Source organism: Kitasatospora sp. GP30 (assembly GCF_029892145.1).
Taxonomy (GTDB): Bacteria; Actinomycetota; Actinomycetes; order Streptomycetales; family Streptomycetaceae; genus Kitasatospora; species Kitasatospora acidiphila.
This window is the reverse complement of sequence record NZ_JARZAH010000025.1, coordinates 19,478-39,738: the sequence shown is the minus strand read 5'-3', so window position 1 is coordinate 39,738 and position 20,261 is coordinate 19,478. Positions and strand designations below refer to the sequence as shown.

Here is a 20,261-nt window from a genome sequence, read left to right as displayed (position 1 = left end):
TCTGCTGCCCCTGCGGAACGGATACGCCGAGAGCCATCCGCTGGGTTGTCACCGGCGACGGGTTCCAGACCGGACCGTCTTCGAGTACATCGTGCTCGCGCTGGTCCACGGCTCCGGCTACGCATGGATCGCTGGCGCCGGATGCTCCGACCGGACCATCCGGCGCCGCGTCAAGCAGTGGGCTGAACTGGGGATATCCGAGAAGGTCCACGCCCTTGCACTCGAGGCCTACGACCGCATGATCGGCCTCGGGCTGAGCGAGATCTCGGTGGACGGCTGCATCACCAAGGCCCCGTCCGGTGGGGACAAGGCCGGGCGCTCCCGGGTGGACCGGGGCAGGCAGGGGCTGAAACGCTCCGTCGCGTCCGATGCCTGTGGTGTCCCGCTCGGGATCGTCTCCGACGGGGCCGACCGGCACGATTCACCCCTGCTCGGCCCCACTCTGGACGCGGCACAGGCACAGGTCGGCGCGATGCCGGAGACCCTCAATGTCAACCTCGACCGCGGCTACGACAGCGCCAAGTCCCGTCTGCTGATAGCCGGGTTGGGCTTCACTGCCGAGATCGCACGCAAGGGCGTGCCCGCCCCGATCCAAGCCGGATAACGCTGGGTGGTAGAGCGCACCCACTCGTGGATGAACGGCTACGGAAAGCTCCGTCGCTGTACCGAGAGGAGCGGCGAGGTCGTGGACTTCTACCTCTACCTCGCCGCCACTCTCGTCACGCTCCGCATGCTCATCCGACGCTCGACGAGCCGCTACCGCTGGGACGGCCGCCCCACCACCCGACGCCTCAAGTGATCCATTTGCCGGTCGGTCTTAGTCCCAGTCCTGCAGCTGCTGGAGCAGGTCGGCGTCGCCCTCCATCCGCAGCGAGCCGGCCGGGATGCGCATGTACATGAGCAGGGCCATCTCGCTCGCCGTGCCGTAGATGGCGGCGGTGGGCTTGCTCTCGGCGGCCTCCGCCGCGGTGAGGCGGGTGAAGCGGGAACCGGCGGCGTCCACCGTCTGGCGCCAGGAGCCAGCCTCGGCTGCGTGGTAGTCCATGGTGGCGGGCTCGCCCGGCCACGGGACCGTGACGGTGCAGACGGTGGCGAGGAACTCCTCGATGGCGTCGACCGCCTCGGTCGTCGGCAGCTCCTGCGGGGCACCGGAGGCCAGTTGGGCGTCGTAGGTGTGGATCAGCGACTCCGGGACGCGGCGGCGGGCCACGGCGGCCACCGTGTGCGGCGAGGCCAGCGGCTCCCACCAGGCCCAGCAGCCCCGGTCCGGGCCGGCCTCGCGCAGAGCAGTAAGCAGCTGCTCCGTCGAGTCGGCCAGCCAGGTTATGAGGGCCTCGCGCTCCCTGGGCGCCGCCCGCCCGTCCTTGCTCGGCCGCTCGTCGCCCGGCGCGGTGTTCAGCACGATGTAGGCCCAGAAGCGGTCCCCCTCACTGAGGTGGTTCGCCAGGTCGTACAGCGTCCAGCCCGGGCAGGACGGGACGTCGGCATCGAGGCTGGGGGCCGCGGCGACGGCGGCGCGGAACGCGGCGGACCGCTCGTCAATCATCTGCAGCAGGGTGGGGAAGTAGAGATCCTCAGTCACGCAGACCTTGTATCACCCGGATCGGGACTATCGCACTCGATTAAGAGAGGGACATTGTCTCCATATGCTTCTTCCGGTGGCCCTGCAGCTCATGTGGGCGGCGCAGCGGTTATGACGGTTCGCCAGGAGGCTCGCGGCTGATGCCGGCGGCCGTGAGGATCTGCCGCGCCGAGCCGGTGCTGTCGGCGTGCGACCAGGTGTCGACGGGCTGCAATAGACGAAGGCACGGGGCCGGCCTGCACCCGCATTCGGATGAGGTGCGGAATGTGGCGCCCGCCGTGCCGAGCGCGTGGCGGCGCGGCTTGTGCCTTGCCCCCGGCAGGGGGCGCCATGCGTAACACTGTGTGCTGCCTCAAATACAAGTTGGGGCGACGGCGGTGCGCATGAGGGCGGCGCGCTCCCGGTCAGGCGCCTTGGGCAGTGCAGCAGGATGAACACGGGTAGGCAGGCTTGGCCGTCACAGATGGCATGGCGACAAGGCCCCCGGCACAACCGGATCCGCACCCCCGGGCGGACAGCTCGCCGACGTCCCGGCGCCCGCGCCCCTCGGCCGTCAGCCCGCCGCCATGCGCATATCGCACAGCCAACGGTCTACAGCCCACCGTGACTGCCGATCGGCGAGATCACCAAATCCGTAACCCTGAAGAGCCGACATCAGTACTGCTGGGGAGCTACTCAGCCGGCCCCGCAGCAGGTGCCCGGCAGAACGCGCTCGTCGAACAGTTGCGAGATCTCGACTACGGCCAATCCGCCCTCGCATGCGGACTCTCCACGGCCTGCCGTCCCTCCCAGACTTCCACTTCGAGCTTCTTCGGGGAACTGTCACGAAGTGACTTCGCGAAGTAGCCGCACAGGGTGTCGGCGACGTCCTGGGCGCTGTCATCGCTGTGGAAGGGGTAGGGCATGGGGAGGCCGTCCTGGCCGGTCCTACGGCCGTGCTGGTCGGTCACGTACAGGAGCCAGGTGTATTCCGGCATCTGTACCTCCTTCGAAGCCCCTTTCTCGACCGTAGCCCGAGCGGCATCCCGCCGCGCCTGGAGCTCCTGGTGATTCTCCCGGGAACCGACGCGGCCACCGCCGAGCAGGTGATGCCAGCAGCCGCCGACCCCACCACCGCGGGCACCGGCACCGACCTCCTGACAGCCGCGGGCGTGCCGACCGCAGAACTGTGGGCCGACGGGCGGCGAGCCGCGCGCCGTCCTCCTGGGCGCGGCTGGTCCAGCTACTCGCGTGACCACGCGGTTTCGGCCTGGGGCTCGCCGAGCGAGTGCCGACCCTCCCAGACCCGGACCCTGATCGCCAGGGGGTCAGGAGCGGGTCTGGAGAGCGTGCGGACGAACCCTTCCCGCAGGTGGTTTGCCGCCTGCCGGGGCGGCCCGTCGTACCCCAGAGGGTTCGGCATGGTCGCCGCCGAAGCCCTCGCCGCCGCAACCCCCGTCTCCGTCTTCGACATCCCCTGCCTGCGCACCCTGGTCACCGACCGCGTCGGCGTACGCGCCCCCGCAGGCGACATCACCGCCTACGCCGAAGCCCTGACCCACCTCGCCAACGCTCGCCGATTGCGAGGAGGTCCTCGCGGCAACATAGCCGCAACCCAGCCGGTACTGGACACAGGGCCCGGCCTTCGGGGCGGTAGCCAGCGCCTCACCGGGTAGGCGCACGACGGGCCGACACTGGCCCCCCGGGCAAGGGAGTCGTGTCATGAATCCCGTCGAACGCGCGCTGCGCTCACTCGACCGCGCCCAGCAGCACCGCACCCCGTCTGCGGTGGTCGTCGGGGTGGTCAAGAAGTACGGCGACGACCGCGGTGGCCTGCTCGCGGCCCTGATCACGTACTACGGCTTCGTCGCGCTCATCCCGTTGCTGCTCCTGCTGTCCACGGTGCTCGGCTTCGTCCTGCACGCCCATCCCGGCGCCCAGAGGGCCGTTGTCGGTTCCGCGCTCGCGGACTTCCCGATCATCGGCGACCAGCTGCGCCAGAACGTCCACTCCGTCCAGGGCAGCGGCCTAGCGCTCGCCATCGGCCTCCTCGGCCTGCTGTACGGCGCGCTCGGCATTGCCCAGGTCCTGCAGCACGCCATGGCCGAGGTCTGGAACGTCCCCGGCGTACGCCGCCCCGGCTACTGGCCGCGCCTGGCCCGCAGCCTGCTGCTGTTCGCCACCCTCGCCACCGGCCTTCTCCTGGCCACCGCCGCCGCCACCCTCATTGGCACCGCACTCGCGGGCTCGGCGGCCCGAATCGGCGCGCTGGTGCTGTCCGCCCTGATCAACACCGCACTGTGCCTGGCCTGCTTCCGCAACCTCACTCCCGCGGAGGTTCCCACTCGCGCGCTGATGCCAGGCTGTGCCATCGCCGGGCCCCTGTTCACCGTTCTCCAAGCTTTCGGCGCCCTCCTGGTCACTCATCAGCTGCGCCACGCCACCGCGGTGTACGGATTCTTCGCCACCGTCATCGGCCTGCTCTCGTGGTTGTATCTCGCCGCGCAGGTCACCCTGTACGCGGCGGAGACGAATGTGGTGCTGCACCGGCGGCTGTGGCCGCGCAGCCTGGTGCAGCCACCGCTCACCGGGCCGGACGAGGAGGTGCTGGGGGCTGTTGCCCGCCAGGAGGAGCGCCGTCCCGAGCAGCACGTCGATGTTGCCTTCACCGATGAGATCGCGCAGCCGGAGGACGACCCGCGGCCGCCCGGAACCCGTGATGGGGATTCGTCGGGTGGTTAGCGGCGTCGGAGCCGTGGCTGAGAGTGCGTCAAGGGCCCGCACCGGCAGGTCCAGGCTGCGGCGTACGACTTCGCCGGGATCGCCGCCATCGCCGGGGCGCCGGCGAGATCTCAGGTCCCCACCAGCGGTTAGCCGCGTCGGGAGCCGCATCACTCCGCCCGGACGGACCAGCGCCGAACCAGGACGAGCAGGACGATGAAGGTTGCCGACTACCTGTTGCAGCGCCTGCGGGACTGGGAGGTCGAGTACGTCTTCGCCTACCCCGGGGACGGGATCGACGGTCTGCTCGCCGCTTGGGGCCGCGCCGAGGACGAGCCACGGTTCATCCAGGCCCGGCACGAGGAGATGGCCGCCTTCGAGGCCATCGGCTACGCCAAGTTCTGTGGCCGCACCGGTGTGTGCGCCGTCACCTCCGGACCGGGCGCGATCCGCCCGCTCAACGGCCTGTACGACGCCGAGCTCGACCACGTGCCGGTGGTGGAGATCGTCGGGCAGACCGACCGCAGTGTCATGGGCGGCTCCTACCAGCAGGAAGTCGACCTGCTCTCCGTACAGGGACGTCGCGTCCGACTCCTGTGAGATGGTCACCGTCCCCGAACAGCTCCCGAACGTCCTGGACCGGGCGATGCGCGTCGCCGCCGCCCGGCGGACCGCGACGGCGCTGATCATCCCCGCCGACGTGCAGGAAACTCGACTACGAGGCGCCCGCCCACGCCTTCAAGCAGGTCCCATCCAGCCTCGGCGTCGGCCACTACGCCCCCGTCTCCGTGGAGGAGGACCTCGCGCGGACGGCGGAGATCCTCAACGCGGGCGAGACGGTCGCCATACTCGGCGCGACTGCTGGGTTTTGAGGCGGCGACACGGGTGAGACGCGTCGCGGGACACGATCTCGTGACCGAGGAGGGAGTACCTGATGACCAGCACCTCGCGACTGCCCGGCGCCTTCGACCATTACTGGAACTGGCAGCTGCGGGCGGCCTGCCGCAGCGTCGACACCAGCCTGTTCTTCCACCCCTTCGGGGAACGCGGCGAGGCCCACGACAATCGGGAGCAGGCCGCCAAGCAGGTCTGCGCGCGCTGCCCGGTGCGCGACGCCTGCCTCTCCCACGCCCTGCGGGTGCGGGAACCGTACGGCGTCTGGGGCGGCCTCACCGAGGACGAGCGCGCCGAGCTCCTGCGCCCCGTACTGGCCCACCACGCCGGCGTCTGACGGGTTGCCGGGCTCCGACGGCGCACTGCAGGACGTCTTGCACCACCGACCGACTGGAGGGGGACAGAACGAACTGGGACACTCCAGGCCGCGATGCGCCGGCCCCGCGTTCGCGACGACGGCGTCAACGCTCTTTGACGCGGCGCACGGAACTTGAGAAGTTCCTGCGCTCTATGCGCAGCAGCGCAAATCCAGCTACGACCGGCTCGATGGTGAGTGAATGGATCGTCGTTCCGGCAGAGTGGTGGGTCTGCCAGGAGAGGAGCAAGGCGCGTGTCTGGTTGGGCGGGTGCCCTCGCCGGCCTTGCGCGGGTGAGAGCTGGCACTGGCCGGGTCGTAGCCAATGGTGCCGTTGCTGTCGTGCAGGAGCGCGCTCGCGGTGCCGCCGGGCTTGAGCGTCACGGTGGCGACATTGCCGGGTGCGCGGTCGGTGGCGTTGCCGGACTGCACTCCTTCTGCGTGACGTACGAGATACCCGGGGTAGCCGGTAAGCGTGCAGGCGGTGGTTGACGGGTTGGTGAACACCAGCATCGACCAGTACTGGCCGGCGGCGACACCTGGGTTCTACTGCTGGACCGCGAGTTGGCCGGTGGTGCAGGTGCTCGTCGCCCACCCGGACGGTGGTGCCGATCCGACGGGTAACGGCGGTCCGGAGTGGCATGGCGCACTGCTTGGGACACCTCAAACTGGACCTCCGCCGGGCGGCACTATCAGTTTGCCCATGCGCCCGCACTGCGCGAATGATCCCTGTGTTTCAAGGCCCGTGGCCGAAGCCGAACGACTCCGGGGCACTGCGGGCACCGATAGATCTGGAAGTCCGGTCGTGAACGTGGATCCAGTGCCGGTGCTGCCAGGGCTGAGTGTGTCCCGCCAGGGCGTTCGAAAATCCCCGGGCCGTCAGCAGCACGATCGTCGCCTGGCTCAAGTCGTTGCGCCGGCTCCGGCCGTCTCAGTCCTCGGCAAGCAGCGCGGCTCGCAAGCCGGTCAGCGTCCGGTTGAGCAGCCGGGAGACCTGCATTTGCGAGATGCCGATCCGTCGGCCGATCTGAGCCTGCGTCAGTTCGGCGCCGAACCGCAGCGAGAGGATCGTGTGCTCGCGCTCCGGCAGTGCGGCGATCAGCGGTTTGAGGGCCTCCAGGCAGAGCACCGTCTCGAACGCCCGCTCCTCCCGGGCGACTCGGTCGGCCAGGACGTCGCCGCCCTCGCCGGGGCCGCTGTCGGGGGCTGTTGCGTCGAGGGAACTGGCGCTCTGCGCCTGGGAAGCGGTGAGGCCCTCCATCACCTCGGCCTCGGTCAGGTCGAGGTGCGCGGCCATTTCGGCGGGGCTCGGCTCCCGGTTCAGCAGCTGTTCCAATGCGTCTGAGGCCTTCGCCAGGGTCAGTCGCAGCTCCTGCAGGCGCCGGGGGACGTGCACCATCCAGCCGGTGTCGCGGAGGAAGCGCTTGATCTCGCCGCTGATGGTGGGCAGTGCGAAGGTCGAGAACTCGACGTCGTAGGACGGGTCGAACCGGTCGATGGCCTTGATCAGGCCGATGGTGCCGACCTGGACGATGTCGTCCATCGGCTCCTTGCGGTGGGCGAACCGGCTCGCGGCGAACTTCACCAGCGCCATGTTGAGCTCGATCAGCGTGCCGCGCACGTAGGAGTACTCTGCGGTGCCCTCCTCGGCGGCGCGCAGCCGCGCGAAGAGCACCCTGGACAGTTTCCGCGCGTCGGCGGGGACGGTGTCCGCGGGTTCGCCCAGCTCGATGCCCAGACCCGCGGCGATACGGGCGAGATCGGCCGAGCCGGTCAGCTCACCAGCGGCAGGAGCAGGCGCCGGCGCGGTGGGTCGGGCGCCGTTGACGCCGGCAGCTGTCGAGGGGCGGGACACGACGGTCGGCATGCTCTCTCCTCTGCTAGTGGTCACTCGCTGGAGGCAACGGACTTCAGGTGCCCGGCCTGGGCCGGATCAGCCCTGGAGGTGCCGAATGAACACCCCATATTCACTCTGTATCCATGGTCGGCATGATTCGGTCTCATATGTCCCGGTTAGGTGCCCGGTGGGCGGGCCGGCCCTTATGGTCGTACCACCAGAACCGGCTGACGAAGGAGTGCGATGCGCGACAGCGTCCCCGACCCGAGCAGGACCTCCCGGGTTCCCGGCGGTGGGCCGGACACCGTGCGGTTGACCGTCGACTTGCGCACCGACAGCGGCATCGTGGTCGTTACGGTGGTGGGTGAACTGGACTACGACAGTGTGGCGGTGCTGCGTGTGCAACTGCAGGAGGCGCTTGCCCGCAGGGCCTGCCGGGTCGTGCTGAACTGCCACGGCCTGTGGTTCTGCGACTCGACGGGCCTCAATCTGTTGCTCAACATTCGCACCGAGGCGCAGGCGGCCGGGGTGGCCCTGGTCCTGGCCGGGCTGCAGCCGGTGGTGGCCAGGGTCTTCGAGATCACCGGAGCCGCCTCGGTCTTCGACATCCGCACCGATGTCCGTGCGGCCGTGGCCGGATGACGAGGTGTGCTTCCCGACCGGGCCGACGCCGCGTGGCGGTCCGCCAGGCGGCTGGGCGCAGCGACCTGTTCACCACATGTGTCACGGTGTTTGTTCCGGCTCCGTGGGCACACGTGAAGCAACGGTCGGCTGCCGCCGGACCACCGGTTGTCAGAGCGAGGATCGATGAGCGCCAGTGAACACCGGACCGCGAGCCGGTCCGTGCCGCCCGGGGTATCCACTGCGCGGCAGACCCGTCGGCTTGCCCTGAGCGGAATCACGGGCACCGTCGGCCGCTGCCGAGACCATGCTCGGGCCGCGCTCGAGGACTGGGGCTGGGTGCCCACCGCGGATCCGGACCGGCGGGCTCGTGCCGACGACATCCTGCTCGTCGTCTCCGAACTCGTCACCAACGCCTGTCAGCACGCTGGCGGCGCGGACCAGTTGGTCCTCTCGGTGAACTCGCGTCTGCTGCGCATCGAGGTGCTGGACAGCGCCGCCGTGCCGCCGCGCCTCCGGGAGCCGCACACGCCTGGACGGCCGGGCGGTCACGGGCTGTTCACCGTCGCCCTGCTCGCGAGCCGTTGGGGCCACCTGCCGCGCAACGACGGTCTGGGCAAGGTGGTCTGGGCGGAGATCGACCTGCCGTAGTGCGGCAGCCGCCGCGAACGGCCGGGCTGGGGAGGCCGGCCCGGCGATGGGCGGCATCCTGGCGGTCCGTCAGTCCGGTCGGTGGGTGACCCCGATCCTGGGCAGCGCCTCGGGAGCGTGCTCGCGCAGGTAGGCGAGCAGCCGTTCACGGATCCAGCAGCGCAGTTCGAAGGCGTCGCTGGCGTTGCGGGCGGTCATCAAGGCGCGGACCACGATGGTGCTGGGTGTGGTGTCCACGAGTTGGAGCGCGCTGCCGGTCCCGTCCCACCAGGGGCTCTCCTTGAGCAACCGCTCGAACTCCGACCGCAGTTGGTTCATCGGCGTTCGGTGATCCAGGTGGAGCAGCGCGGTCCCGGTGATCGCCGGGTCGCGGCGGGACCAGTTCTCGAACGGCTTGCCGACGAAGTACGACACCGGCATCACGATCCGCCGCTGGTCCCACGTAGTGATCACCACGTAGGTCAGCGTGATCTCCTCGACGGTTCCCCAGTCGCCCGAGACCACCACCTCGTCACCGAGCCGGACCATGTCGCCGAAGGCCAGCTGGATGCCGGCGAAGACGTTGGCCAGGGTGCTCTGCGCCGCGACGCCGACGACCAGGCCGACGATGCCCGCCGATGCCAGCAGGCTGGCGCCGACCGCACGGACCGCGGGGAAGGTCAGCAGCGCGGCCGCCAGGGCGAGCACGGCGATGGCCGCGCCGGCCAGCCTGCCCAGCATCCCGGTCTGGGTCCGCACCCGGCGAATCCGGGCCGGGTCGCGCCCCTCGTTCGCATACCGGGTCAACGAGGTGTCGATCAGTAGCGCCACCAGTCGCGCGGCCAACCAGGCGCCGGTGGCCAGGGCGGCGAGCAGCAGTGCGTGCCGCACCGGTCCCCGCGCCTCGGTCGGCAGGCCCGCACCGGGCTCGACGGCGAGTAGAAGCAGCGACCCGAGCGTCAGCAACGTCGGTATCCGACAGGTGCGCAGCAGCCCGCGCAGCTGCGGACCGGGCAGCGGGACGTCCGCCCGACGGGACAGCAGCAGCACCAGGCGGTCCGCCGTCAGGACGGCCAGCGCCACCACCGCTGCCAGTGCGAACGGCCTGATCAGGCTCCACACGGGTGTCTCAACTCCTTATCGTGTGATGGCCGGCCGAAGCCCGGCAGGCTGGGCGGCCCGATTCGACCGCCCGTGCCGCACTCACATGTCCGGCGCTGCGGCCCGCAAAACCGGGTGCGTGCCGCTACCAGACCACAGCGCTGTGCAATCGGTCGCCCAGGGCCTCCGCGCGGTCCTCCGCGCCTGGGGGCACCGCGGCGTAGCCGCGGGCCGGGAAGTCGTGCAACGGTGCGGTCGCCACGCGCAGCTCGGCGACCGCACCGTCCTGCCCCGCAGCAGGATTCGCGCGTGAGCGAGGCCCGGCTCCGGGACGATCCGCACATCACCATTCCATGGCGGGGCGTCAATTCCACTACTGAGCAGCTCTCGCGCGAAGACCCAGCGCGCCGGTGCCGTTGGGCAGCGCGAACTCCACGCCAACCGCGATGGGATCACGCACATCGTGGATCCAGGTCGTCGCCACCGGCAGCGCGACACCGCCCTCCGCGATCAGTTCCAGTTCCAGACTCGCAGTCACCGATCCGTTCATCGAGCGTGCCTTCCCAGCTGTCGACGGATCCCTCGTCTTCCCCGGCCCCGGTCTTCCATGCATCGGCCGTGCCGTGGGTGTGTCGGACGCCGAGCCGGGGGTAGCCGCGACCCGCTGGGACACGGAGTTTCGCTCGTGGGAGGCCTGATGAACGGCATGGAACGGGCGCTGCGCGGTCCTCCGCGCACGACAGCGCCCGACGGCTACCCCGGTCTGGTCGCGGGGGTGGTGCGCAAGTACGGCGACGACCAAGGTGGGCCGTCGGCCCCCCTGATCACCTATGGTGCTGGTGTGCTGGGGAACTGAGCGTCGGCGAGGTGGCCGCCGCTGATGCTCCTAGCGACTGTCAAGCGGCGGTGAGCCAGTCGCGGTAGGCGGTGCGGGAGCGGCGGCGCGGCGGTTCCGCGTTCGATAGTGGAGATGCCGCCCAGCCGGTGCTCAGTCGTCAAATCAATTCGCTTGAAGAGAAGTTCGAGCTCATCGCCTCCGGCCGCGGCATTGCGCTCATCCCGCTGAGCGTCGCGCGCTCCTACTCCCGCCCCGACCTCGCCAACATCCCAGTCACACACGCCCCGGAGATCGAGACCTGCCTGGCCGTTGCCGCGGACCGGCGCGAGAAGCCACTCGCGCGACTTCCTGGAGATCGCCACCGCGACTGCGGCACGCCTGAGCGGTCAGTGCGCGAGGCCGCGGCCAGCGGCGGCGGCGACCAGCTGCTCGCGGGCCACCGGCCCGAACACCACGACCAACATGCCACCGCTGGGGCCGGGATGGCGCACCAGGCTGCGAGTGGCTCCGCCCGGTGGCGTAGCCCGCGTTGATTGACGCCGTGCGCCCGCGCCAAGCCGCTCGCCGCTGAAGAGTGAAGGCGGGCGGGCAACGGTGCGGCCCGCCACAGCGGGCATCGGCTCAGTGGCTCAACCGGTGCCTGGACGGCAGGTGCCACCGGTGACCGGCGGCTGGTTCTGCTTCGGTGGCCACCGGATCGGCTGCCGACTCGGGAGCGGTGCCGACGACCCGGGGGTTGTCCACTGCGGCAGCCCGCCGGCGTCGGCGTGCGCCGGCCGAGAGCAGGAGCAGAAGCCCGAGGCCGAAGAGCAGGGTCAGCGCGACCCCGGTGAGGAAGGCGCCCAGGGTGTTCATCGTGGCAATGTCATGACCCAGTACGGACACCGTGTAGTGCGGGCCGCCGGCGAGATTGTCGGCGATCAGCAGGCCGGTGAAGGCACCGGCCCCGGCCATCAGCAGAAGCCCAAGAAGCAACATGGGATCCTCCCTCAGAGGTGCGGATGATGGACCCGGCGCCTACGCCGTCGGCAGTCCGGCAGCACTTGTCGGCCCGCGCTCCGGCTGCCGTGCTGCCGGGGCTGGCGGCCCAGTCGCGATCTGCTGGTGCTCTCCGGGTGGTTGGTTCTCCGGTCGCGTTGACGCGTAGGTAAGGCGCCGGAGCCGGGCCCGGCACCGGAGCACCAGGGCGCGGGCCGCGCGGAGGCGGGCAGGTCCTCTCAGCATGACTCCCTTCGCCCTGTGAGTCAGAGCGCCCTGCGTGTGCCCCAGCGGATCGGGTTGAAACCGCTCGGTACCGGTTGGGACCGCGCTGGCGGATGACCCCACACAGGCGGCGATCAGCCGACCTGCTCCTCATGAGAGGCGGGAGAGCCGGCGCGCGACGACGCGCGAGCGCAGGACGGGCAGTTCCTCGAGCGCGACCTCGGCGCTGTGCTGGTGGAGGGCGTAGAGGACGCCGTAGGCGAATAGATGCCCGGGTACGTCGGTCGGGGGTGATGAGGCGAGGGCCACCAGGGTTCGGCATCCCACGACGGCGTCCTGGTGGATACCCAGGCCCTGCTGAAGTCTCTTCATGCGCTTGGCGAAGCGCTTGGCCGGCTTGCCGGCTAGCGGGCGCGCGCTTTCCGCGGCGTAGCGGGCTCGCTTGGCGGCCTTGCGGGCGCTGTGCAGGGCCGCGTCCTGGTCTGGGCCCGGTGGGTGCCCGAGGGCGGTATCGAGTCGCCGAACGGTCCGGGTCTGCTCATGTCGAAGCGTCTTGGACAGTTGTTTGCGCGCGTTCCGGTCTGCTCGGGCGGACAGCGGAGGGTCGTCGATGAAGAGCTCCAGGTCGTCCAGCAGTGCGTAGTAGCGAGGGCCGTCGAGTTCGGTGACCGCCTGCTGCCACGCCCGCCGGTACTCGCGCGCTGACCAGGCTGTGAGTTGTCCGCGCAGTGCGCCGTGCTGCGCCTGGGGTGGGACCTTGTCCAGCCGGGCGATGAGCAGGTCGCCCAGCACCTCGTGGTCGCGTGCCGCACCGAGCAGGTGCCCGAGCCAGCGTAGTTCCCCGGCCAGGTGCTCGCTCCGGTGGCGGTCGAAGAGCCTGCGGTAGGCCTTGAGCGTGCTGCGCAGTCGGCGGGTGGTCACGCGCATGCGGTGCACGGCGTCGGGCCGGTCGTCGCGGACCGCCGGATCGAGCGCCAGGAGGGTTTCGAACAGTTGGCGGAGGCGGCGCACCACAAGCTCGCCGATGCCGTCCCCGGGGGTAGTGGGATCCGTGGGAACGTCCGGCGGCGCGGTACGGAGCAGGGCATGCGCGAGTTTGGAGGGGTACGCGGAACGGACGATCCCGTTCTCCGCGAGTGCCTGCTCCACGTCGTCGAGAAGGCTTCGGTCGCCCTCGTGCAGCTCGACCTCGAACTCGGTCCACTCGGTGCCCTCGGTTGCGGTTCCGGCGCCGTGCTGATGCGGATCCGGCTGTGGATGAGCCGCCGGGTCGAGGTGGTGGGCGATGACCCGGTCCTGGGTGAGTTCGGCGAGTGTGCGTCCGCTGCGGTCCAGCAGAAGCCGGCGGTCGCGGTGGGTGCGCAGGTGGGCTACCGGTGCCAGGGTGCGGCCTCGTACCAGAGCGCGCACCCTGGCGGTCAGCTCGGGTGGAATCCGGTTCGGCGGTCCCGCCTCAGGCGGTAGTCGGACCTCCTGGCGGGTGTCGGTGGCTTGCGGTCGCTTGAGGTGCCACCCGGCGTCCGCTCCGCCCAGGCGCCGACGCAGGGTCACGCCATGGGTGAGCAGCCGCAGGTCCAGGGTGTCGTAGTAGACCGCATCAAGGGTCTGCGAGTCCGCGTTCCGGATGTCCGCGACACCGGGGACGCCGTCCAGCCGCGGGGGAGACCCCGGGGCGGCGGCCACATCGCCCGGCGCTGATTCGAACTTTCGTTCCGCTTCGATGTGCGAGGTGCTCATGTTCGGCGCTTGCCCGCAGTTCGCCGTTCCACGCGCGCAGGTCGATCGACCGAGCGGTCTCAGGAGGTCGGGCGGTCGCCGCTCTCGGAGGTGGTGCGATCAGGTGGCCCGGGGTCTTGCGCGGGGCGGGCGGTGGGCGCCGCCGGTGTCTCCTGGGCGCGCAGCCTGCGGCGCAGCTGCAGGATCCGGCCCGTGCCGGGGATGGCGATCAGGAGGATGCCGAAGACCGCGGCCAATAGCAGTGCGACCCCGAGCGGGATGCTTCCGTGTGCGCCGAAGAACGCCACGTCCACGGAGTCGCCGTTCTCGAGGACGAAGATCAACAACATCAGCAGCACCAGCGCGAACAGGGTCGCGCCGACCCACGCTGCGCCGGTGCGGGTGCGTCGGGGGTTGTCGCGTCCCCGGCCTCCGGCAGTCGGTCGGGGGAGTCCAGTTCGCATCGTGCTCCCTCTCCGGAGGGTGCCCGCCGGTGCGCGACGATGGGCACCCTCCTTGGGACGGTTCAGTGCTTGAAGGCGTCCTTGACCTTCTCTCCCGCCTGCTTGGCGTCGCCGCTGACCTGGTCGGCCTTCCCCTCGGCGGTCAGGCGCTCATTGCCGACCGCCTTGCCCGCCGCCTCCTTCGCCTTGCCCTTCGCCTTCTCGGCGACGTTCTTGACCTTGTCCTCGCCGCTCATGGCTGTTTCTCCTCGGTGACAGGTGGATGATGCCGGCGCCCGCACCGGCCGGCTCCGGCCGGCTGGACGTGCGGTGCGCGTTCCCCGAACGGGGACGTCCATGCAAAGGCCGGCGCTACCCGGTGAGGAGGATCTCCGCCCAGACCGTCTTCCCGGCAGGACGCGGATCGCTGCCCCAGCGGTGACACAGCCGATCGAGCACGATCAGCCCGTACCCGCCGGGTCGGTCGGCGCCCGGGGTCCGGGGGGTCGGTGCAGCGGGATCCGTGTCGCTGACCTCGATGCGCAGCGCCGACTTGTAGTGGTGCAGGCGCAGTGCCCGGACGCCCCCGGTGTGTTGTGCGGCGTTAGCGACCAGCTCGCAGACCACGAGGACGACGTCGCTTCCGGCGGGTTCGCCGAACTCCCAGCCGGCGAGAACGTCTCGGGTGAAGTCACGAGCGGCGGTGACCGCATGCTGCGCGGTGGAAAGGTCGAGACGGTGTGCGTCGCCCAACCCGCGGCGGGCGCCGTCGGTTCCGGTTCTCGTGATGCTGTTCACCTCGTCACCTCCGCCTGGTCCCGTGGTTCTGGCCTAGCGCGGCGAGGCTGCTTCGGTTCGCGTCTGCCCTCGACGCGCGGTTCCACACCTGGATCTGCCACGCGGGGGCTCGCGCCTGTGGGAACGGCATGCCGGCACGTCCGAGTTCTCTCACGGCTCGGACGTGTCTGTCGTTGGTGCTGCTGCCGCTCGGTTCGGCGCAGGGCCAGGCGGGGCAGGACGAGTCACGAGGCGACGAGGGAGCCGTGGCGGTCACGAATCCCGCTCGGCGGGGTTTTCAGGCGGCTGGTCCGGCTCATGGTCGGTGGTAGCGGGTTCCCCGTCGAGCAGTTGGAGCAGGGCGGCTACGGTGCGGCCGGCTTCGGCGGGGTGTCGCAACTGGGTGTGAGGCGTGACCTGATAGCGATTGCGCCGCCCTTCTCGCGAGTGTGTGAGGTAGCCCTCCGCCTCCAGGTCGGCGACGATCGTCTGCACGGCGCGCTCGGTCAACCGGCACGCCGCGGCCACGTCCCGCAATCGGATCCCGGGATCCTTGGCGATCAGCGAGAGCACCCTGGCGTGGTTGGTCAGAAACGTCCACGGCCGATGGCTGCCGGTATTCGTGTCCACCTGTCCATCGTACGATCAGCATTTCGCGTTCTCCCATATGTGCACAAATTTTCGTGTATTCCTTGACATGCTTCGCTGGCGGACAGACGATCGGTCGTAGAACCCTTCCTCTTGCGGGAGGAGAACGGCCATGTCCCGCCACCAGGCGCGCCAGCAGTCGGTTTCACGGGTTTCGCCTACCGCCGCGGGCGCGCCGCCGCTGGGGCCACCGTCGGCGGCTGTCCGGTTCACCGTGGAGCTCACCGGAAAGCCCGATGGATCGGCCCTGGTAGCAGTGGCCGGCGAGATCGACCATGACGGCGCCGACGCGTTCCGGCACGCGATGGCGACCGTCTTGAACGATCACCCCGTTCGGCTCGAAGTGGACCTCGCGGGCCTCTCGTTCTGCGACTGCGCGGGTCTGAACGTCCTCCTCTGGGCGTGCGGGCGCGGCGCAGCCACCGGATGCGCCGTACGGGTGAGTTCTGTGAGCCCCCAGGTGTCGCGGCTCATCGACCTCACCGGCACCCGGGAAGTGCTCGGCGCTGCCATCAACGGCGCGGCGAGTCGCCATGCGTGACCGCTCGATCGTGGACGGCTCAGTCGCCGGGGTGCCTCGCGCGACGGCCGGCCGCACCACTCGCGCGGCGAACCCTTGCGCTGGGCGAGCGCGTGGGCAGGTTCGAAAAGGCGATGGGGGTACCAGGAAGGAACGCTCAATGGCCATGCCGACAACGGTGGCGCCGGAGATCGAGCCGAGTACCGGCGCCGATTCAGGGTTCTCCGCCCGCCGGCACGGGTTGCCGGAGATCACCGATCCACTGGCCGTCAGCACCGGGGAGGCGAGGGAGCTTTCGCGCGTCCTCCTGCTCCGCCTGCGGAAGACGGAGCAGGGCACCGAGTTGCACTCCTACGTGCGTGCGACGCTGATCGAACTCAACGTCTCCCTGGTCAAGTTCGCGGCCCGGCGCTTCCGCAGCAGCCACGAGTCGATGGACGACATCATCCAGACCGGCACCGTGGGTCTCATCAAGGCCATCGACCGCTTCGACCCGGACCGTGGAGTGGAGTTCACCACGTTCGCCCTCCCGACGATCGTCGGCGAGATCCGCCGGTTCTTCCGCGACTCGACCTGGGCGGTGCACGTCCCCAGACGTCTTCAGGAAGCCCGGCTCGCTGTCGTCAGGGGCTCGGACGAACTGGAGCAGGACCTCGGTCGGGCGCCCAGTACGGAGGAACTCGCCGAACACGTCGCGCTGCCCCAGGACGAGGTGGTTGAAGCGCTCGAAGCCGCCACCGCGCGCACCGCGACCTCGTTGGACGCACCGTCGGACGACCGGGACGCGAGCAGCGCCTGGGAGATCCGCCTGGGCTGCTGCGACCGGGCGCTCGCCGTGGTGGAGTACGTGCAGTCCCTGAAACCGCTGATAGCCGCACTGCCCGAGCGTGAGCGCACGATACTGGCCCTGCGGTTCACCCAGGACCTCACCCAAGCCGAGATCGGGCAGCGCCTCGGGATCTCCCAGATGCACGTTTCCCGGCTGCTCGCCCACAGCTTCCAAGTCCTGCGCGCGGGCTTGGCCGATGGTCAGGACACTGGAAGCGAGCCCGCGCACGGAGGGTGACGCGGAGGCGAGAGAAGCGCCACCCGTCACCCGGCCGCTCAGACCTGGGCGGTGAAAGCAGCAAGCATCGAAAGGCATTCAGGCTGATCCGGCGGGTCGGGATTCGTAGAAGGTGCCGTCGCGGAGCATGGCGAACAGGAGTCGACCCGGCGTCTGGCCAGGCAGAGGAGAGCCTGGGTATGGCACTTTCCCTGGCTGATCTTCGGGTGGAACCGAAGGTTGCGTGGTATGTCCCACCCGCGTTTCCGCAGGTGGGACACGGTGCAACGGGGACTACTTCACGACGTTGATGAAGCTCATCATGCCGTTGTCCTCATGGGCGGCGATGTGGCAGTGGAACATCCACGCGCCCGTGTAGTCCGAGAACGGGATCCGGATCACCACCTTGCCGGGCACCCCGTTCACCGCGTGCGGGACCACGACGATGTCCTGATCGTGGATGTACCGCTTGGGGTCGCCATTGACCGCCATCACCTGGAAGGCGGTGGTGTGCAGGTGGAACGGGTGGTCCTCGCCGGCGGTGTTGGTGATGGTCCATTCCTCGACGGTGCCCAGCTTGGCCGGGGTGGCGAAGACCGAGGCGTCCGACGAGAACTGCTTGCCGTTGATGTAGAACTGGGTGCCGTCGGAGTTCTCGGAGAGCTGCACGGCGCGCTTCTGGGCGATCGGCGCGGTCGACAGGTCGTCCGGCGCGGTCGGCATCGAGCCCGCGAACGCGGGGAGCCGCTTGACCGGGGTGCCGGCGACCTTGAGGGTGGCCAGCGCCGTGTCCGGATACTGGTCGCCCTGCGGGCCGTTGCTGTAGGCGGTGGTGCGCAGGGTCGCGCTGCCCGGCGTGCCGTTCGCGGTGACCAGCACGTCGTACCGCTTGCCCGGCGGCAGCAGCAGGGTGTTCGGCGTGGTGGTCAGGGCGACCGGGGTGCCGTCCTCGCCGATCACGGTGAAGCTGTAGCCGTCGAGTTGGAGCTGGTAGAAGATGTCGGCGCCGGCGTTGACCAGCCGCCAGAGCTGGGTCTCGTTCGGCTTCATGCTCAGCACCGGTCGCAGCTGGCCGTTGACCAGGCGCACGGTGGGGTTGTTGGAGTTGATCGAGTTGCCGCCGGTGTTCTGCGGGATGTGCCCGGCCGCACCGATCTGAGCGTCCTTCAGCACCACGGTGTGCGTGGTGATGTTGCGCAGGCTCGCAGGCAGCAGGGTGCGGTCGTCCCCGACGATCAGCGCACCGGACAGGCCGGCGAAGATCTGGTCCTCGACGTCACCCGTCATCGAGCCGGTCATGCCCGACATGTCGTAGGAGCCGGGCGAGCTGCAGGTGGTCCCCATGGCGTGGCTGTGGTACCAGAAGGTGCCGAGCGGGTGGTTGGCCGGAATGGCCAGCTGGTAGGTGGTGGTGGCCCCCGGAGCCACGCACAGGAACGGGTCGTCGGACTGGCCCGTGGGTGACACGTGCAGGCCGTGGAAGTGCAGGTTGGTGGCGACCGGCAGGTGGTTGACCAGCTTGATGGTGACGGTCGAGCCGGGCCGCGCCCGGATGGTGGGGGCGGTGAACGTGCCCGAGTAGGAGTCGCCGTAGACCTTCTTGCCGCCCACCTGGAACGAGGCCTGGGACGCGCCCAGTGTGATCGTCACGTTCTGCTGGTTGCCCGTGTCGGCGTCGGCCGGGTCGTGGAAGGGCAGCCCCGGGTGCATGCCCTTTTCCTGCTGGGCCGTGGACGGTGGCTGGGTGTCTTTGGGCGAGTCGGCCATCGCCTCGGTGCCGACTGCCGCCGAGAGAAGCAGCGCCACGGCGGTCATGGCGTGGATGGTGCGTCTGGTCCGCCGTATGTGCAGACGGTGGTCGTCACGCACCATGATGTCCCTGGACATCTGGTCTCCGAAAGAGTGAGGGTGCTTGGGGTTGAGTGGTGCGGCTCAACCCTTCCGGATCCCTCGGATATCGGACAAGCGTTTGCCTCAAATATGACCGCCCTTTTCCAGCTCGGTATCTTGACAAGCCGGGCGCGCGGGCACAGCGAAGCAGCCTTCGGTGACGGGTCGTCACCGAAGGCGCGTCGGCTCGCTGTCAGCTCAGAGCAGTCCGGCGTCCTGCAGGAGCTGCAGCGCCTCCTTGCCGTCACCGAGGTCGGCGACGTTGGCCATGGTGCCGATCGAGTCGAGCGGCGGGAGGTTCTCCTTGCTCTTGACGCCCGCCACCAACGGGTACTCGTAGCTCTGCGAGTTGGCGATCAGGGTCTGCGCGGGGGTGCTGGCCAGGTAGGCGAGGAACGCCTGGGCGGCCGGCTGGTGCTTGCTGCTGGCGAGCACGCCTGCACCGGAGACGTCGACCAGCGCACCGGCGTCGCCCTTGGCGAAGTAGTGCAGCGCGCTCTTGGTGCCGGCCGGGGTCTTCTCGTCGCGCAGCCGGTACCAGTAGTAGTGGTCGACCACGCCGCCCTGCACCTCACCGCTGTTGATCGCGGCGGACAGGTCCTCGTTGCTGTCGTAGACCTTGGCGTTGGCCTTCAGGCCCTGCAGCCACTTCTTGGCGGCGTCCGCACCCTGGGACTTCAGGACCCGGCTGACGATCGGGGCGAAGTCGGTCTCGCTCGGCGCGATGCCGAGACGGCCCTTCCACTCCGGCTTGGCCAGGTCGAGCACGGAGGTGGGCGGGGCGCTGTCCGCCGCGGTGCCGGTGGCGGCGTCGAACGCGGCGGTGCGGGCGGAGACACCGACCCAGTCGCCCTTGGGCGAGCTGTCCGCGGCCGGCACGGCCTTGAGGGTGTCGTCGGCCACCTTGGTGAGCAGGCCCTTCTCCTCAAGGATCGTCAGGGCCGGCGGGTTCTCGGCGTAGAAGACGTCGGCCGGGGAGGCGGAGCCCTCCTGCAGGATCTGGTTGGCCAGCTCGGCTTCGTCACCCGAGCGCAGGTTCACCTTCACGCCGGTGCGCTTCTGGAAGTCGTCCGCCAGCGCCTTGGTGGTCTGCTCGTGCTGGCCGCTGTACACCGTGATCGACTGGCCCACCAGCGCCTGACCGCTGGCCGGCGCCGCGGCCGCGGCCGGCGAGGCGTCCGAGGCGGCGCCGCCGCCCGATCCGCATGCCGTCAGGGCCAGGCAGGAGACGGACAGGATGGCGATCGCGGCGGTGGCACGCGCGGTTGTGGGCACGGTGAGCTCTCTCCGGTTCGGGACCTGACGTGAGGACTCTAGAGGAGGTAAGCCTTGCCTAACAAGCGGGTGGGTGAATTGCGTGGATCTGTTGACGCTCGCCGGTCGCCTCGCCGGTCGCCTCGCCGGTCGCCTCGCCGGTCGCCTCGCCGGTCGCCTCGCTGGTCACCCCGCCCACGCGTGTCG

Annotated in this window: 22 protein-coding genes and 2 pseudogenes; 11 read left to right on the top strand and 13 right to left on the bottom strand. The window is 69.8% G+C overall.

Annotated features, from left to right (window positions below):
• Position 1 precedes the first annotated feature (1 nt).
• Positions 2 to 799: pseudogene (locus tag P3T35_RS27570) on the top strand (IS5 family transposase).
• A gap of 18 nt (positions 800 to 817) precedes the next feature.
• Here the strand turns inward: P3T35_RS27570 and P3T35_RS27565 are convergent.
• Complete coding sequence (locus P3T35_RS27565) at positions 818 to 1,582, bottom strand: maleylpyruvate isomerase family mycothiol-dependent enzyme (RefSeq protein WP_101378737.1); 765 nt, start codon at positions 1,580 to 1,582, stop codon at positions 818 to 820.
• A 737-nt stretch (positions 1,583 to 2,319) separates the two neighbouring features.
• Entirely contained in the window at positions 2,320 to 2,559 is a 240-nt protein-coding gene (locus P3T35_RS27560) for a hypothetical protein (RefSeq protein WP_101378736.1), read from the bottom strand.
• Between the two features lie 69 nt (positions 2,560 to 2,628).
• On the opposite strand from P3T35_RS27560, the gene P3T35_RS27555 reads away from it, so the two are divergent.
• The 4 genes and pseudogenes from P3T35_RS27555 to P3T35_RS27540 all read left to right on the top strand — a co-directional run bounded on the left by P3T35_RS27555 (position 2,629) and on the right by P3T35_RS27540 (position 5,513).
• Positions 2,629 to 3,237 carry a glycosyltransferase gene (locus P3T35_RS27555; RefSeq protein WP_143676711.1) on the top strand — a complete coding sequence of 203 codons (609 nt, stop codon included), beginning with the start codon at positions 2,629 to 2,631 and terminating at the stop codon, positions 3,235 to 3,237.
• Between the two features lie 46 nt (positions 3,238 to 3,283).
• Positions 3,284 to 4,303, top strand: coding sequence for a YihY/virulence factor BrkB family protein (locus P3T35_RS27550; protein ID WP_101378734.1), 1,020 nt, complete (start codon positions 3,284 to 3,286; stop codon positions 4,301 to 4,303).
• A 195-nt stretch (positions 4,304 to 4,498) separates the two neighbouring features.
• A pseudogene (locus tag P3T35_RS27545) lies at positions 4,499 to 5,133 on the top strand (thiamine pyrophosphate-binding protein); the annotation flags it as partial.
• A gap of 83 nt (positions 5,134 to 5,216) precedes the next feature.
• Positions 5,217 to 5,513, top strand: a complete 297-nt coding sequence (locus P3T35_RS27540; protein WP_101378733.1) for a WhiB family transcriptional regulator — start codon at positions 5,217 to 5,219, stop codon at positions 5,511 to 5,513.
• Between the two features lie 949 nt (positions 5,514 to 6,462).
• Here P3T35_RS27540 and P3T35_RS27535 read toward each other — a convergent pair.
• Entirely contained in the window at positions 6,463 to 7,398 is a 936-nt protein-coding gene (locus tag P3T35_RS27535) for a SigB/SigF/SigG family RNA polymerase sigma factor (RefSeq protein ID WP_101378731.1), read from the bottom strand.
• A 213-nt stretch (positions 7,399 to 7,611) separates the two neighbouring features.
• Here P3T35_RS27535 and P3T35_RS27530 point away from each other — a divergent pair, with 213 nt between their 5' ends.
• Complete coding sequence (locus tag P3T35_RS27530; RefSeq protein ID WP_101378730.1) at positions 7,612 to 8,010, top strand: STAS domain-containing protein; 399 nt, start codon at positions 7,612 to 7,614, stop codon at positions 8,008 to 8,010.
• A gap of 318 nt (positions 8,011 to 8,328) precedes the next feature.
• Positions 8,329 to 8,640: an ATP-binding protein gene (locus P3T35_RS27525; protein WP_101378729.1), complete on the top strand. Its 312-nt coding sequence runs from the start codon at positions 8,329 to 8,331 to the stop codon at positions 8,638 to 8,640.
• A 69-nt stretch (positions 8,641 to 8,709) separates the two neighbouring features.
• Here P3T35_RS27525 and P3T35_RS27520 read toward each other — a convergent pair whose 3' ends face one another.
• Both P3T35_RS27520 and P3T35_RS27515 read right to left on the bottom strand, forming a co-directional pair.
• A complete protein-coding gene (locus P3T35_RS27520) occupies positions 8,710 to 9,741 on the bottom strand; it encodes a mechanosensitive ion channel domain-containing protein (RefSeq protein ID WP_101378728.1) in 1,032 nt (343 codons plus the stop codon).
• A 352-nt stretch (positions 9,742 to 10,093) separates the two neighbouring features.
• Positions 10,094 to 10,258: a hypothetical protein gene (locus P3T35_RS27515; protein ID WP_280708163.1), complete on the bottom strand. Its 165-nt coding sequence runs from the start codon at positions 10,256 to 10,258 to the stop codon at positions 10,094 to 10,096.
• Positions 10,259 to 10,417: 159 nt separating this feature from the next.
• Between P3T35_RS27515 and P3T35_RS27510 the strand changes: the two genes are divergently transcribed.
• Entirely contained in the window at positions 10,418 to 10,576 is a 159-nt protein-coding gene (locus P3T35_RS27510) for a hypothetical protein (RefSeq protein ID WP_180356294.1), read from the top strand.
• Positions 10,577 to 10,704: 128 nt separating this feature from the next.
• Positions 10,705 to 11,091: a hypothetical protein gene (locus tag P3T35_RS27505; protein ID WP_280708157.1), complete on the top strand. Its 387-nt coding sequence runs from the start codon at positions 10,705 to 10,707 to the stop codon at positions 11,089 to 11,091.
• Between the two features lie 88 nt (positions 11,092 to 11,179).
• On the opposite strand, the gene P3T35_RS27500 is transcribed toward P3T35_RS27505, so the two are convergent.
• From P3T35_RS27500 to P3T35_RS27475, 6 genes are all read right to left on the bottom strand, one after another.
• Positions 11,180 to 11,536 carry a hypothetical protein gene (locus P3T35_RS27500; RefSeq protein WP_101378727.1) on the bottom strand — a complete coding sequence of 119 codons (357 nt, stop codon included), beginning with the start codon at positions 11,534 to 11,536 and terminating at the stop codon, positions 11,180 to 11,182.
• A gap of 375 nt (positions 11,537 to 11,911) precedes the next feature.
• Positions 11,912 to 13,498, bottom strand: a complete 1,587-nt coding sequence (locus tag P3T35_RS27495; protein ID WP_101378726.1) for a CYTH and CHAD domain-containing protein — start codon at positions 13,496 to 13,498, stop codon at positions 11,912 to 11,914.
• Positions 13,499 to 13,557: 59 nt separating this feature from the next.
• Positions 13,558 to 13,941, bottom strand: coding sequence for a lipopolysaccharide assembly protein LapA domain-containing protein (locus tag P3T35_RS27490; protein ID WP_101378725.1), 384 nt, complete (start codon positions 13,939 to 13,941; stop codon positions 13,558 to 13,560).
• Between the two features lie 62 nt (positions 13,942 to 14,003).
• Positions 14,004 to 14,177, bottom strand: a complete 174-nt coding sequence (locus P3T35_RS27485) for a CsbD family protein (protein WP_101378724.1) — start codon at positions 14,175 to 14,177, stop codon at positions 14,004 to 14,006.
• A 115-nt stretch (positions 14,178 to 14,292) separates the two neighbouring features.
• Positions 14,293 to 14,718 carry an ATP-binding protein gene (locus P3T35_RS27480; protein WP_101378723.1) on the bottom strand — a complete coding sequence of 142 codons (426 nt, stop codon included), beginning with the start codon at positions 14,716 to 14,718 and terminating at the stop codon, positions 14,293 to 14,295.
• Positions 14,719 to 14,970: 252 nt separating this feature from the next.
• Positions 14,971 to 15,327, bottom strand: coding sequence for a winged helix-turn-helix domain-containing protein (locus P3T35_RS27475; protein WP_101378722.1), 357 nt, complete (start codon positions 15,325 to 15,327; stop codon positions 14,971 to 14,973).
• 130 nt (positions 15,328 to 15,457) lie between these two features.
• On the opposite strand from P3T35_RS27475, the gene P3T35_RS27470 reads away from it, so the two are divergent.
• Both P3T35_RS27470 and P3T35_RS27465 read left to right on the top strand, forming a co-directional pair.
• Positions 15,458 to 15,886 (top strand): STAS domain-containing protein, encoded by a 429-nt coding sequence (locus tag P3T35_RS27470; protein WP_101378721.1) that lies wholly within the window; start codon positions 15,458 to 15,460, stop codon positions 15,884 to 15,886.
• Between the two features lie 139 nt (positions 15,887 to 16,025).
• Positions 16,026 to 16,931 (top strand): SigB/SigF/SigG family RNA polymerase sigma factor, encoded by a 906-nt coding sequence (locus P3T35_RS27465; protein WP_101378720.1) that lies wholly within the window; start codon positions 16,026 to 16,028, stop codon positions 16,929 to 16,931.
• Between the two features lie 273 nt (positions 16,932 to 17,204).
• Here the strand turns inward: P3T35_RS27465 and P3T35_RS27460 are convergent, their stop codons facing one another.
• Together P3T35_RS27460 and P3T35_RS27455 are read right to left on the bottom strand one after the other, a co-directional pair.
• Complete coding sequence (locus P3T35_RS27460; RefSeq protein WP_280708151.1) at positions 17,205 to 18,797, bottom strand: multicopper oxidase family protein; 1,593 nt, start codon at positions 18,795 to 18,797, stop codon at positions 17,205 to 17,207.
• A 201-nt stretch (positions 18,798 to 18,998) separates the two neighbouring features.
• Positions 18,999 to 20,075, bottom strand: a complete 1,077-nt coding sequence (locus P3T35_RS27455; RefSeq protein WP_101378719.1) for an iron ABC transporter substrate-binding protein — start codon at positions 20,073 to 20,075, stop codon at positions 18,999 to 19,001.
• Positions 20,076 to 20,261 lie beyond the last annotated feature (186 nt).